The sequence below is a fragment of the Halovenus aranensis genome (genome assembly GCF_900100385.1).
Lineage (GTDB): Archaea > Halobacteriota > Halobacteria > Halobacteriales > Haloarculaceae > Halovenus > Halovenus aranensis.
Genome location: NZ_FNFC01000002.1, coordinates 1 through 14,219, shown reverse-complemented (window position 1 = coordinate 14,219; position 14,219 = coordinate 1). Strand labels below are relative to the sequence as shown.

10 protein-coding genes are annotated in these 14,219 nt (G+C 62.4%); 3 read left to right on the top strand and 7 right to left on the bottom strand.

Features of this window, described 5'->3' with window-relative positions; genetic code table 11:
* Positions 1-34 precede the first annotated feature (34 nt).
* Positions 35-1,855, top strand: a complete 1,821-nt coding sequence (locus BLR34_RS01920) for a PAS domain S-box protein (RefSeq protein ID WP_092698881.1) — start codon at positions 35-37, stop codon at positions 1,853-1,855.
* On the opposite strand, the gene BLR34_RS01915 is transcribed toward BLR34_RS01920, so the two are convergent.
* The 3 genes from BLR34_RS01915 to BLR34_RS01905 form a co-directional block, all read right to left on the bottom strand.
* Positions 1,856-4,339, bottom strand: coding sequence for a DUF5059 domain-containing protein (locus tag BLR34_RS01915; RefSeq protein WP_092698879.1), 2,484 nt, complete (start codon positions 4,337-4,339; stop codon positions 1,856-1,858).
* 131 nt (positions 4,340-4,470) lie between these two features.
* Positions 4,471-5,667, bottom strand: coding sequence for a DUF5305 family protein (locus BLR34_RS01910; RefSeq protein WP_092698877.1), 1,197 nt, complete (start codon positions 5,665-5,667; stop codon positions 4,471-4,473).
* A 170-nt stretch (positions 5,668-5,837) separates the two neighbouring features.
* Entirely contained in the window at positions 5,838-7,004 is a 1,167-nt protein-coding gene (locus BLR34_RS01905; RefSeq protein ID WP_092698875.1) for a signal peptidase I, read from the bottom strand.
* 215 nt (positions 7,005-7,219) lie between these two features.
* On the opposite strand from BLR34_RS01905, the gene BLR34_RS01900 reads away from it, so the two are divergent.
* The gene (locus tag BLR34_RS01900; RefSeq protein ID WP_092698873.1) at positions 7,220-8,053 is read left to right on the top strand and encodes a DUF8054 domain-containing protein; all 834 of its coding nucleotides are present in this window, start codon (positions 7,220-7,222) and stop codon (positions 8,051-8,053) included.
* A 5-nt stretch (positions 8,054-8,058) separates the two neighbouring features.
* Here BLR34_RS01900 and BLR34_RS01895 read toward each other — a convergent pair whose 3' ends face one another.
* Entirely contained in the window at positions 8,059-8,970 is a 912-nt protein-coding gene (locus tag BLR34_RS01895; protein WP_092698871.1) for a COG1361 family protein, read from the bottom strand.
* A 221-nt stretch (positions 8,971-9,191) separates the two neighbouring features.
* On the opposite strand from BLR34_RS01895, the gene BLR34_RS01890 reads away from it, so the two are divergent.
* Entirely contained in the window at positions 9,192-9,752 is a 561-nt protein-coding gene (locus BLR34_RS01890) for a DUF7344 domain-containing protein (RefSeq protein ID WP_092698869.1), read from the top strand.
* A 30-nt stretch (positions 9,753-9,782) separates the two neighbouring features.
* Here the strand turns inward: BLR34_RS01890 and BLR34_RS01885 are convergent, their stop codons facing one another.
* From BLR34_RS01885 to BLR34_RS01875, 3 genes are all read right to left on the bottom strand, one after another.
* On the bottom strand, positions 9,783-11,366 hold the full coding sequence (locus tag BLR34_RS01885) for a helix-turn-helix domain-containing protein (RefSeq protein WP_143414104.1): 1,584 nt from the start codon (positions 11,364-11,366) through the stop codon (positions 9,783-9,785).
* Positions 11,367-11,591: 225 nt separating this feature from the next.
* Positions 11,592-13,025: a DUF1102 domain-containing protein gene (locus tag BLR34_RS16580; RefSeq protein ID WP_143414103.1), complete on the bottom strand. Its 1,434-nt coding sequence runs from the start codon at positions 13,023-13,025 to the stop codon at positions 11,592-11,594.
* 129 nt (positions 13,026-13,154) lie between these two features.
* Positions 13,155-14,219, bottom strand: a 1,065-nt coding sequence (locus BLR34_RS01875; protein ID WP_143414102.1) for a vWA domain-containing protein, incomplete at its 5' end; no start/stop codon positions are given.

Sequence of the window (14,219 nt, the reverse complement as noted above, 5' to 3'; positions counted from 1 at the left end):
TGGCCGAACAGAAGCGTGGTCGAGGTGCGTCGCGATGACATTTCAGCACGAGGCAGACAAGCAACAGGAGAGTAAAAGCAGTGACGCCGCGATTTTTCCGTTGCTGTCTGGAGAGGGAAACCAGCGGCTGTTACTCGAGTGGATAGCCGACCACGAGGAGTACACGCTCGTCGACCCTGAGAAGCCGGTCGAGACCGCCGATTTCGACTGCTGTATCCTGGACGGCCAGGCCCTGGAAACACACGGCGAGACGCTGCGGGAGCGAAAACAGGAGGCCGAGCCGATTTTGCTACCGTTTCTGTTGCTCCTCCCGGAAGCAGACCTCTCGGTGCTCGAGGTCGACCGCGGCGAGATTGCCGACGGCGTCGTCTTCGACACCATCGACGAGGTCGTCTCGCTGCCGATAAAGAAGGTCGAGCTGGAGTGGCGGGCGGAGGCGTTGCTCCGTCTCAGAGAGCAGTCACTCGAACTGGCGGCTGGCAAGCGAAAACTCCGGCAGTTCAAGCGGGCGACAGAAGCAGCCGGTCATGCGGTGTACATCACCGACGCAGAGGGGCGAATCGAGTACGTGAACCCTGCGTTCGAGGAGATGACCGGGTACAGTGAGACGGAGGCAGTCGGCGAAACACCACGGCTTCTGGACGCCGAAGAGATGTCAACGGAGTATTTCGACCGACTGTGGGAAACAATCTCAAATGGAGAAACCTGGGAGGAAGATATCGTCAATCAGCGAAAAGACGGTGACGTATACCACGCATTCCAGACGATTGCGCCAATCAACGATGAGACCGGCACCCCCGAGCGGTTCGTCGCCATCCAGTCAGATATCACACAGCGCATCGAGGCCGAGCAACGCCTCAGGTTGTTCCGAGACATCGTCGAGCGCGTCGATGACCCGATTATGCTTCAGGACCGCGACGGCAAGTTTCGGCTCGTCAACGAGGCTCTCACAGAGTTCGCAGCGATGACACAGGCGGAGTTGATCGGTGAGACCGAGTCCGCGTTCATGGACAGTGAGTCGGCCGCGCGCATCGAAGAGCGAAAGCAGCAGGTACTCGACCAGGAACAGGCGATTCGGTACACGATTTCGCCGACGTTTCCGACGATGGACGGCGAGACGTTCTCGACGATTCGGTACCCTTACTACGGCGAGACCGGCGATGTGGAGGGAACGATTGCAATCTGTCGGAACGTCACAGACCTCAAATCCAGGGAGAGTCAGCTACAGGTCATCGACAGGGTCCTCAGACATAACCTCCGTAACGATATGACGACAATCGGAATGTTCGCCGAGCAAATCGAGGAGTCAGCACCGGACTCACTCGTCGAAGACGCGCGGCGGATACGGGTCACAAGCGAGAAGATAAACCGGACTATCGAGAAAGAACGCAAGATTACGAAGTTCCTGACCGAAGACCCCAAGGAGACCTCCGTCGATATGGTCAGGGTGGTCGAGACGGTCGTCGACCGGCTGGCAAAACGGTATCCAGACGCGGTGGTTTCGTGTGAGCTCCCCGACTCCTGTCAGGTACACGCGACCGTCCACATCGAACAGGCCTTCGTCGAGTTACTGGAGAACGCAATCGTCCACTCAGACAGGGACAGCCCGACCGTCGACGTTCGGCTGACCGACCATCCCGACGCCCCAACCCTTACCGTCGCCGACGACGGCCCCGGTGTCCCCGAGATGGACCGCAAGGTCCTCACTCAGGGAACAGAAATCGAACAGCTCTATCACGGCAGCGGTCTCGGCCTCTGGCTGGTCCACCTGATTGTGACACACTCCGGCGGGACCGTCTCGTTCTCGGAAAACGAGCCCCGCGGGAGTGTCGTCACAGTCCAGTTTCGGTTCTGATTACTCCTCGACGATGACGCTCCCGACCATGCCAGCGGCCTCGTGTGGAATACAGAGATACTCGTGGGTGCCAGGTGTTTCGAAGGTCCGGACGTAGGACTCGCCGTCCTGAACCGCCCCCTTGCCGCTCTCCCAGCCCTCGCGAGCAGCGGACTCGCTGTCGAACCCACCCGATGCCCAGTAGTCGGCCTCCGCCGGAATCTTCTCCTCGTAGGCCGTCACAGAGTGGGGCTCGCCGCCTGCGAAGCTCCAGGCAACCGTGTCTCCCGTGGAGACAGTGAGCTCCTCGGGTTCGAAGGCGACAGCCGTCATGTCGACCACGTGGTCGGCGTCGTCTGGGACGCCCTCGACAACGTTCGGTCCGCCTTCGAGTTCCGAGGTTGCCCCGTCCCCGTCACTGCCGTCTCCGCCACCATCGGCGTCGACGGGCGCATCTTCGACTGCGCCGGCAACGGCGAACTGTGCCTTGAGCGAGCCGTCGGCGTACACAGTTGCCGCCTCACGCGGACTCTCGCCGGATTCGAGCGCGTCGATGTACGTTTCGAGCGCGCCCTCGAAGGCCTCGTAGGTCTCGTGGTCGGCGTCTTCGAGCAGTTCGTGGACGGCTGCTCCCTCGAAGTGCGCGAAGACATCACTGACGAACGGGGCCGCGCCGGCACCACCGGTTCCGGCCGCGACCACGGCGTACGTCGCGTCTGTGGCGTAGGCTGTGACACTCTCGACGGCGTCAGTGGTACCGTCGTCTTCGAGACTGTTCTGGAGGGCCTCGACTGCCCCCTCGAAGGACTCGTATGTCTCGTGGTCGGCCTCCTCGATGGCCTCGTGGAAGCCGCCGGCGCCCGCCTCGAAGTACCCGAAGGCGTCGGTCGAGACGGTCTGTGCGCGCTCGGTCGCGTCGAGTCGTTCCAGAACGACCGAGTCCCGAAGCCGTGCGGTGATGTAGCCGCTTTCGACGCCGCTGACAGCCGGTCGGGAGGCGAGTGCGGTCTCGAACGACAGCAGTGTCTCGCGGATGCCCTCGACGTGGTCTGTCACTGCCTCGTCGTCGCCTGCCTCGAAGGCCTCGATGAGTCCTTCCAGATGCTCGTGTTCGAAGGCGTCGTAGAGACTCTCGTCGGTCTCCTCGAGCGTCTCGTGGAAGCCACCGGCGTCAGCCTCGAAGTCCGCAAACACTGACTGGGCGATTTCGCCGGCCCGTTCGCTCTCGCCGAGCAGATACCGCTCGTGGGCGTCCTCGATGCGTGTCTTCATGTAGCCGGCTTCGAGGAGGGCGGGTCCGTGGCCCGAGGCCAGTGCCTCGATGCCGCTCCTGACCGCATCTTCGACCGTCACTGTCGCCTCCGCGACGGCCTCGGCGTTGTCGTTTTCGATTGCCTCACCGAGCTGTTCGAGTCCACGCTCGAAGGATTCGTAGCTGTCGTGGTCGGCGTCTTCGAGCGCGTCGTGGGCGCGAGCGGTCTCGAACTGCTCGAAGGCACGCTGGACGAACGCCGCGGCAGCCTCCGCGTTCCCGTGTTCGAACAGCCACATGGCGTCCTGGGCCTGTGCCCTGTAGTCGTTCAGTGCCGCCGCGTGAGCGTACGACTGCGAGACGCCACCGAGGTTAGCGAGCGCCATCCCGTCCCAGCCACGGGCCTGCAAGGCAGCCATGTGTGCGGCACCGGCGACCGAATCGCTCGCAAGCGCGTGCATTCCCTGCGTTGCCGCACCGAATGCCTCGTGTGCCGCCGCTATCGCCGCCTCGGTGTCCGACTCCGCGTTCGCCTCGGCACGGTCTATCGCATCGAGGAATCCATCGGCTGCCTCGCTGTCGGCCTCGGCGACCATATCGTAGTGTTTCTCCTCGAACTTGCCGCCGATGTTCGAGAACTCGTGTGTCGCATCGTCGTAGTCGCCGACTTCGAGCAACATGGCCGCGTCTTCGACGTGTGCGCCCATTACGAGCATCGACAGTCGCTTGACTGTCGCGTTATCGGTCAGGGCCGCCTGTGCCTTCCGGAGGTGTTTATCGGCCGCATGCATCGCCTCGTGTGCGCCCTCGAGGTCTTCGGCTTCGAGCGTCTCGCGGAGGTCATTGAGCCCCGCCTCGAACCCCTCGTAGTGTTCCGTACTGGTCTCCTCGAGCATCTCGTGTGCGTTGTACTCCCCAGAGGCAGTCTCGAAGCGCTCGAAGATGTCGCCGACGACCCCCGCACCGGCGGCATACTCCTCTGCGTGACCGAGAATGACCGGGTCACGCAGACGCGTCCGAATCGCGTTCCACTCGGCGGCGACCGCAACGTCGACTGCGGCGAACTCGCCGCCATCGGACCCGTCTTCTCCCGACCCGTCCTCAGTGGCGTTGCTGTCGGGCGTGTCGCCGGTCTGCTTGCCCCCTTCGGTCTCCTCGGGCTCGTCGGAATCGCTTCCGCTACAGCCCGCGAGCGCGACGCTTGTGAGAACCGCTCCTGCTGACTGCAACCACCGTCTTCGTGTCTGCTGCATGTTTTAGGCTTGCCTAAACAATACTAAACACTTTCGATTTTTAGGCAAGCCTAAATCACAATTCGTTGGCAAAACAGTCACTGCTCCGTCGCCCCTGTCAGTGACCTGACCGACAGCGCGTGTTGTGGTCGTCAGCTATCGTCCTGGCTCTGGTCGGCCGAGTCTGCCTGTGAGTTGTCGTCTGTCGCAGTCGATTCGCTGTCGCCGTCGGCCCCGGCTGTCGTCATCACCCCTTCTGTCGGCGTGTGGCCGTTGGTCGACTCTCCGACACTCCGGTACTGCAGTCGGTCGTCGCTCACTGTTGATGCCGGTGGGACGTACCGGTATATCGCTGTCGGCGTCCGAACCGAAAGGACGCCGGTTCTGGAATCCTCGATGACACGCTGGTTCGTGTCGATTGCCACGTCGACGAGGCCATCCGGCGCTTCGACCTCGATTTCTGGCACGTCGTCGGTGGCGGTCGGCGTCTTGCCTGTCGTAATCCACTCGTCGAACTCGGCCCGTGTGTCAGCGTACTGTAGCCGTTCCCGTTCCGCTTCGGGGACAGCGATGCCACCGCGGTACTGGATGACCCCGAGAAGTCCCAGCCCGGCGACCCCGACCACGATTGCGGTCCCCCCTCCCAGTGCGAAGGGAATGGCAATGTCGGTCTCGACCGTGCGCTCGTCGGTGGTCTCGAACGTCTCACTGTAGCTGTCGGGCGATTCCACGGTAAACGTCTCCCCGTTCGGTTCGACCCGGAGGCTTCGCGTATGTCGCGTCGGCTGACCCTGTTCGGCTCTGCTCGTCACCTCGGCGATGACCAGGATTTCGGGTGTCCCGAGGCTCGCTCCGAGCCGTTCCTGAATGTCCGCTATGCGGAGTTGGTCGGCCGAGACGTTCGTCTCCCACGAACCGACGGCGTTCTCGTCGGGCCCGAGCGTCGCTTCGACGGTCTCGACTGATTCGGTTCGCCGCCAGAGTCGCCCCTCCTCTCGCACCGACTGGATGACAACCTGAATGGTCATCGTGACCGTCCGTGCTACGTCGTCGGAGTGCTGGTAAGAGTAGCTGCCTTCGAGCACCGGCGACACTGCGGTGTAGTAGAGCTGGCGTTCGAGCGTCGCTCCTTGCTCGAACACCGGCGTCGCCTGGGTGACGGTAGCGGTGTGGTTGAACCCGCCCTGTTCGCCCCACTGGTCGGTGACGACGGTTTCGGTCTCGGTCCCGGGCTGGGCGGCGTAGACTCCCCAGCCGCCGGCCACGAGACAGAACACGAGCAACACCGCGACGACCGCGGCGTAGTCGGCGACGAACAGGCGAAGCCGGTCCCGGAGCGGTGGCTCCATACCGCGTCACCTCACTGTCCCCACACCGGCGGCAGTTCCGGCGGGCCGACGGCGACACCGCATCCGGCTGGTGGCGCTCGGTCGGCTGTCGTACTCTGTGACTCCCCCGGCTGTCCCCGAGGTGTGCGATACACCGGCGTGTCGTTTCGGCGTGTGTTGATGTTTCATAGCTATCTCCGGTCGAATAGACCTGTGAGACCGCTTCGAGGGCGAGAGCGTGACCGCGTCCGGAGGCGGCCGGTGCCGACGGCCAACAGCCCGACGCTGCCGGCAACGACCCCGACGAGCAGGTCTATCGCCAACAGCGCGGCTGCCGGATGGACCTCGTGGAGGGAGTCGATGACCGCCGGCGGAAGCAGTTGGAAGTAGCGATACTCGGTTATCGAGCGCCGGTAGAGGCCTGTCTGTTGGGGCGCTGACGTGGTTATCGTCTGCTCGTGGACGCCGCCCCGCGAGAGTGAGAACCGCTCGTCTTCGACAGTGAGGCCGTTTGACTCCGACTCGACGATGACTCTGACCGGCAGCAGGCCCCCGTTCTCCACGACGAAGGGTCGTTCGGTGGTGCCACCGACCTGTGTCACACGCGGCGTCTCGGCGTCTGATTCCGCGCTGATGAGCTCGAATGTCGTCGACCCGGCGGGGACGAGCATCCCTACTGTCGCAACGAGCATCAACAGGACGACGAGGCCACCGACGAGGAGTTTATTGTCGATTCGGTTCCAGTCGAACCGAGAGCGCGACCGCGACCGGTCCCCCCTGGAACGCCCCCGTCGCTCGACGATGAATTCGGTGCCAAGCAATGCTATCCCGGCACCGAATAGCGTGAGTGCCAGCCCTCGTTCACCGCCAAAGAGGTCTGTTCCAAACAGCGACGCGAGCGTCTCCTGGAGCCAGGATATCCCACCGCGGAGCAGACCCACGACCACGCCCACTCCTGGAATCCGAACGACATCGCCGTTTACGGCGAGGGCCACGGCGGTAATCTCCTCGGCGGCGACCGGGGGTGCGCCGGTATCCTGGTCCGTGACCGGGTTCGCGTCCCCTTTCGTGATGTATCCGGACTCTGTGACCTCTACGACGCGATGGGTGGTCGGTTGCCCTCCTTCGATACCACTCGATTCGAACGTGACAACGTCACCCGTCTCGACATCGCCAGCAAGAACTGCGGGAATCGGCACGTAGCCGTCACCGGTCGACAGCGTCGGCTCCATGCTTCCGCTCTCGATGACGCCGAGAACCGCCGGCTGACCGATAACGACAGTCGACACCAGCGCAACGGCCACCAGCACCAATAACACCAGCAACAGCCAGTTGGCTATCCGGTTGACTACCCCCATCGCGACCGCCCTCCCACGGCTGTTCTCAGTCTCATGCCAAGAGTGCTGGCGGAGCCTACTCCGGCCAATGGATTATTTAATTCCTCCTTATACCGGCGACAACCGGGCCATACTCCGGAATATTCCCTGTGTATCTGTCCGCGGACCACGGCCCATGCCGGGGCGATTCAGGTACGTGCATCATACCAAATGTGGTGGCCGCGTTACGGCGCGATATGCCATCTCGGATACGCACTATCCACAGTCGGCTCCGGCAAGACGAATACGTCGGCCCGAACCGCTGTCTTCCGTGTACCGCCGTGAATCTCGTGATTGCAGGGGGTGTCGCCGGGGCGTTCGCGGTCGTCACTGTTTCACTCGGCGTCACAGCGTTCGTCGTCGCTGTCCTCGCAATCTACTTCCGAGGATATCTGGTGCCCGGGACGCCGACACTCACACAGCGGTATTTCCCGGAGCAAGTCCTCGTGTTGTTCGGGAAACAGCCGACGGCGACCGACGGCGCTGGCGCGACACAGACGGCTGCCGTCGGTCCGTCCGACGAGACCGACGAGCCGGCACAGCAACTCGTCGGCGCGGGAGTCGTCGAGCCCTGTGCCGACGTGGATGACCTGTGTCTGGCACCGTCGTTCCGCGAGACCTGGTGGCGGCGAATCGAGCGGTTCCGTGACAACGAGCGGGCCAAAGAGCAGCTCGCGGCGACGATACGCGTCGACCCGGCAGCACTGTCCTTCGAGGAGAAGTCGGCAGGATTCGTCGTCGGATACCAGGGCGACCGAATCGCACAGTGGTCCTCGAAAGGGGCGTTTCTCGCCGACCTGGCCGCAGACCCGACACTGGGCGAGTGGGTCTCCGGCTGGAGTGAACTGCCCGACCATGCCAGAACAGAGCATCTCGTCAGGCTGCGGGCGATGCTGGAGCGGTGTCCTGCCTGTGACGAGCAACTCGAAGAAAACGTCGAAACGATGTCGAGCTGTTGTGGGTCGGACATCCAGAGCATCTCGCTCGACTGTCCGGAATGTGGCAGTCTATTCACTGGAACAGATCGGTAGTGTAGTTAGTTACCGTCTCCGCTGGTACATCCGCTGGGGCACTCGGCTGCTGTCTGTGTCCTGGCGGTGAGACCGTCGCTGCCGAGCCTGTATTTCACGCATTGCTGTTTTTCTCCGGGCGAACTGGGGCACCGGTACGGTTTTTCGGCACCGACGCAGGTACCAACCCCCAGCTTCCGACAGTCGGTCTCACGCTCGTTCGTCCCGGCTGTCCCGTGTGTTCCGCCATCGCACAGGAACCACTCTCGGCCGCCGTAGACGACTACCTCAGCCACCGAGACCTCCGACTGCCACTCGACGAGCGTGACCTCACCGTCGGCGTTTCTGGCCATCGACTCGACGGTCGGCGTCGAAAGCGCAGTCGCCTCGGTGGCACCCCCGGGAACGAACGCCACGAAGCTGACCTCGGGTCCGGACACGGCACAGTTGGCACGAAGCGCGAGGTCCCACGACCGGTGTAGCTCGAAACGCCCCTGGGTTCCGAGCACAGACTGTGGGTCGTCCCCGTCGGTGTTGGCGACGAGGTCGACCGTCGCCACCGTGTTCTCCGACCCAGCGCTCGCGACCGTAACAGTCACCGTTCCCGACTCGCCGGTCGCGAGACTGTCGGGAACGGACGTGTCCGTAATCTCGAACGCGTCGGCGTTGTCGAGCGTAATATCTACCTGAAAGTTCGTGAGTTCTAGCTTCGACTGGTTCGTGACGGTGAGGATGTCAGCGGTCTCGGTACAGTTTCCCGTCCCGTCAAGGATGAGTCGGTCGCGGAATTCGAGACCGACGTAGGCGTCGTCCTCGCCCTCGACCGCGACCCGTGCGGTCCGCTGTGACCCAGAGCGTGAAACCCCCTGTGCGCCCGTGAGAAGGCCCGCACCCGTCGCCACACTGACCGCGCCGAACAGAAGCTCTCGGCGTCTCATATCATAGCACCACAACGATGACGTGCTTAGCTATGGTCCCCATAACGGACTGTTAGAACATGTTATACCGCGTGTACCGCGAAAACCCCAGACCTAATCGCCGGTTATCGTCCGTCGCGTTTTTTCTCATATATACATCCGGAATATTTATACAATAGAATGTCGTTTGCAGGTAGTCGTTTGATAGGGTTACACATGGACTATGCAGGTGCGGGGGCAACATGAGTAAGATTCAGCTATCGAAACAGCGGGAAGGAGGTCGGGGAAATAGCACGAACGAATCGACGCTCGACGAGGGTGAAATTCACGAGTTACTGCGGAACAACAGGCGTCGCGCGGTACTACGTATCCTCCATCAGACGAGAGAAGCGCCGGCCAGGGACATTGCCGAACAGATTGCCGCCGAGGAGACCGGCAAGAGCCCACCGTCCCGAAACGACCGCCAGAGCGTGTATATCTCACTTATTCAGACACACCTGCCAAAGCTCGACGAGACAGGAACTATCAACTACGACGAGCGAGCGAAACACGTCAGGCTGGGGCCTGCCATCGACCAGCTCGCAGCGTACACCGGCGACATCGGCGAGTCGACGCCAGAGGAGTGTCTCGGTGACGGTATCGAGGACGTGGCCCAGGCAGCGATGCTCGCGGCCGTCGTCGCGAGTTGGCTGTTGGCCGGCGGTGCCGCGGTTGGCCTCCCAGCCGTGGCGATTCTCTCGCCAGCCCACTGGTCGGCACTGGGCGTCGCGGCCGTCGCAGGCGTCTACCTCGGCTGCCGGTAGGTGGCTACGAACGCGTTCGGGCAGTGAGATTTACCGTTCTGGCTCCAGGAGTTCACGGAGGAGCTTTCGTTGGGCCGTACGGAGGTGTTGCGAGACGGTCTGCCGGCTCAGTCCGAGTTTTTTCGCGATTTCTGTCGTATTGTGTCGTCGGGGCTGGTCGAAGTAGCCGTTGAGATAAGCGAACTCGAGGACCTGTCGCTGGCGGTGCGTGAGTGCCTCGGCAATATCGCCGTAGCCGGTCGGCTCTTCGGTGCCTCTGGACCAGACGGCACCTATCGAGACGGCATCGTACTCGGACTCGAACGCGTCGAACAGCCCCTCGACGCGCTGTTCGCTCCGGACTGCGACCGTCATCACGACTGCCTCCGGCGTGACCGAAACGCTGACGAGTTGGCCCCCGTGTGTCATGAGCACTGTCTCAGGTGTCGGTTGTCGGAACAGCGCCTCGAACCGGGGCGGTCGTTCGGTGAGAACGGCAACGCCCTCACTGGCTCTCTCGAGTCGGGGTAGGGCCTCGTCTGGCGGGCCTTCGTCTAACTCTATGACATAGAGGACAGCCTCTTCGCGTGGTATCGCCGACAGCACCGAGAGACGTGTCTCGTCGGGTAACCCCTGGAGGCTGTCGATCAGCGGCACCGACTCGTCGGTGAGTTCGACTTCGACCGCGACCGGTGCCGCCGACAGGACCGCTTCGCGCCACGCCGCCGCACGGAGGGCGTACCCCACAATCTGCGCGAACCAAGAGAGAAAGTCCCGCGTCCCCGACGGAATCGAACACATCTCGTCGTAGACCGAGAGTGCGCCGAAAACGGTTCCCTGATAGGCGATTGGGACGCCGACTGCACTGCCGAACCCGTGCTCGGCCGCGGTCGCCTGCCACCCCCCGTCTTCGCCGTTAATCGGTGCGAAAGCCGTCACATCACCGGTTTGGAAGGCTCTGATACTCGGCTCAGTAGCGCGGGTATCGGCGTCGAGTACGTCGCTGACGTAGCCTGTGTCACCGGCCGCCCACTGTCTGGTGAGTTCGCCACGTCCCTGTGTCGTGCGAATCCAGGCACACTGAGAGCCGTAGGCGTTCACCAGGAGGCGGCAGAATGCCGTGCCGACCTCCTGCTGTGAGACTGCTTCCCGGAGCGTTTCGAGAATCTGTAACTTTGCCCGGTCTGCGTTTGCGAGCGCTTGACGGGTACGGTAGGACTCGATGTGCGTGCTGATTCGGCAGGCGAGTGTCGGACTCTGGCCCAGTTGACTCCCCGGGATGCAGTCTGTGACGACATCGCGACCGAGAAGCGACTCACACGCCTGAGCGGTCTCACAGACGACGACTACGGGACAGCGACAAATGTCTCGGCACCCTACCGCAGAGAGGACCGCAGACCGACCGTTCGCGCCAAGTGTGGGCCCACAGACGATGCATTCGGTGTCGGTGACCCTGTCGTCGACATCGTCGGCGGTGTGAACGACCGCCTCCGTGAGAGTAAATGTCTCGTCAGCCGATTCGAGTCGCTCCGTGACCGCGCCCGCTGTTCTCTCGCCCTCGACGACGAGTACGTCGTATTCCTCTTCGGTCGTGGCGCGGAGCACGTCACCCCGATGTGTGTGTGGTCCAATCATGGAAATCTCCGTTCTCCCCGTCTGTTCGCCGGCAAACACAGGCTCAAATGAACGCCGCGTGCCGACGAATCCCTGTTCGTCGCAAAGTTATTTAAACACAACTATTAACCCAATAAATAATAAATAACTCACGTGGATGTTCAAATGCATGTTTTGTTTTCAGGCACCGCGTTTAACATTATTATATATCCACCAGACGCGTTCGGTGTCGACACATTAGCGGCGTCATCGCTCGGCTTGGTACTGAGCGAACGGTTGGGTGGTATCACGGGCCTGATATCCGGACACGTCGAATGTCGGCTGCGAGAGGTCGACACCTCTGACCGCCAGTGAGTCGGGCTCATCCCCGTCGACAGCGACGGCGATGTTCTCGATATCGTCGACTGTTTCCAGCCCGCCATCGAAAGAGAGTAGCGTCAGGTCTGCGGGCGGAACACCGGGGTTGCCGACGGTGAAACAGGCCATACCGTTCTCGAACTCGACGGGCAGCGATGCCAGGTCCGACGAACTGGGGTTCCACGTCGTCGGTGCCTGTCCGAATGTTCCGTGGTGGTCTGTCACTTGCACGCCGAGTTCGGTGGCTCCGTCTATACCGTCGCTCGTAACACAGATTTCGACGGCGTTGGTGCCGAAGGTCTCGCCGGTTAGCTGGTCGAACTGTGCTTCGAGTTCTGTCTCGGGGTCCGCGTTCGTCGGCAGCGACAGCGCAACGTCTATCTCGACCGGATTGGCGACGACGCTGTCTGCGTCGGGAGGCACGTCGGCCTGCTGGCCGTCGCCGCTGATGACTGCGGCAGGCTGTCCCGCCGGTTCGTCGTCGACGTCGACTGCAATCTCGTAGTCTACCGGCTGCTGGTCCGCCACAACCGTGAAGACGGCTGTCGACTCCGGCTGCTGTCCGGTGAGCGACACGTCTTTCGGGACTGGGTTTTGCAGACTTCCGCCGCCGTTTATCGGACTGGGGTCGACCGCGGCGACGACTGACTCGTCGTCTTCCAGCGCTTTCTCGGTACGCAGTTCGACTGGGACCGCGAGCTCTGTCAGTTCGCCAGAGCCATCACCGAAACAATCGCCGTCGACGTCGGCAGTGACGACCACCTCGTCGTCGATGAGTGGGCCGTCGTCGGCGCTGACGCCCTCGGTGACTGTCCGGACGCCCATCTCTGCACAGTCACCCAGCGCAAGCGGGAGTTTCTCCCCTTCTCGGACGACTCGGCGATTCGTCACCGCGCCGTCGCTGTCGCGTTCGACATAATAGAAGGCCACTGTCTGGGCGTCGACGGCGTTCGCGACGACGCCGTCGGGTAGCGAGTAGCTGAGACAGGCTCCCTCTTTGCCCTGGTTACACAACTCGAACATCCCGTCGAAGTACGTTCGTGAGTCGGAGTTGACGCCCGTGCCAGGCTGTGTCTCTGGGCCGTCAAAATCGTCGTGTTCGGCAATGTCGATTGTCAGATGGCCCTCGTCGTCGAGCGCGACGTAGTTGTTACTGTTTGGCGTATCGAGGGGCTTCAGCCCGAGGTAGGCGCTCTCGTCGGTCGCAACCTCGATCGAGACGGCCCGCTGTGATTCGACACTGGAAAAGGCACCAGAGCCAACGAGTGCGCTCCCGCCAAGCACTGTACTACCGGCACCAACGATGAACGTTCTGCGGTTCATTATCCTGTGGTGGTACCGACGGACTGTACCCACCTTTGTATGTGATTCATGTCGGGTAGCATGGGCCGATTGGCAACGGGCAACACGAGAGTAATCGGCCTGTACAGAGCGGCAAAAATGAGCGCGGATTCAAGAGGAGGGAGACGTGTAGCTTCCAGTGGTATCAGCGTCGCCTGCGGAAGGGTCGTCGACGTACACCCGTACGTTCCGGTCGGTTCCGTCGGTCGCGAAGTTGGCCGTCTCGTACTCGATGGTGTACGTGCCGAATATCTCCTGGCCAATCTCGTCGAAGATGGTCGTGATATCGTCCTGGTCCGCGTCGAAGGTGTAATCCTGATAGTTCGGGTCGCTCGGGACCTCGCCGGAGATGTCCTCGAAGTCGGTCACCGAAGCGCCGTCGCCGTAAGCGATACCGAAGATCGTCGTCCCGTTGTTCTTGGCGGTATCGGCCGGGCCGGCCCCGTTCGAGGTGTCTCCGTTCCCCAGGACAATCATGAAGTCAGGCGCGTTAGCCCGGTTGCTCTGTGAGTTCTGGAGTTCGGTGTTTGCCGTCGAGATGCCAGCACCGAGGTCCGTCGTGCCGCCCCCGGTAAGGCCAGCGATGTCGTCTTCGAGCTGGTTCTGGTCGGTGCCAAGAGGCGACACCAGCGTCGCGTCGCCGTCGAACTCGACGAGCCCGGCGTTGACCGTCGGGTCGAAGCCGCCCGCGTTGGCGTCGTTTGTTCTGTCGGTATCGCCACCGACAAGCTGTATGGCACCATCTTTCGCGCTATCTATCTTCGAGCCGATCATCGACCCCGACGTGTCGAGGACGAACATGATATCCGCGAGCGTCTCCTCCTGTTCCCCACCGAATCTGACCGCCTGGATTGTCTGCCCACAGAACCCGTCACCGAGTCCGTCGACAGTCTCCTCACAGATTCCGAAGTTGGAGGCGTCGAGGTCACCGTTGCCACCCGCAGTCGTGTCTATGCGTGCCGTGACCTCGACCGTCGGGAAGCCGCTGTTGTCAACGCTCTCGATGGAGACGTCGAAGTCGTCAGTTCCCGGGTCCGGAGTCGTACAGTCCGGACACGTCGGGGTTGCCTGAACGAAGCAGTCGCCGTCGACGTCGGCAGTGACGACCACCTCGTCGTCGATGAGTGGGCCGTCGTCGGCGCTGACGCCCTCGGTGACTGTCCGGACGCCCATCTC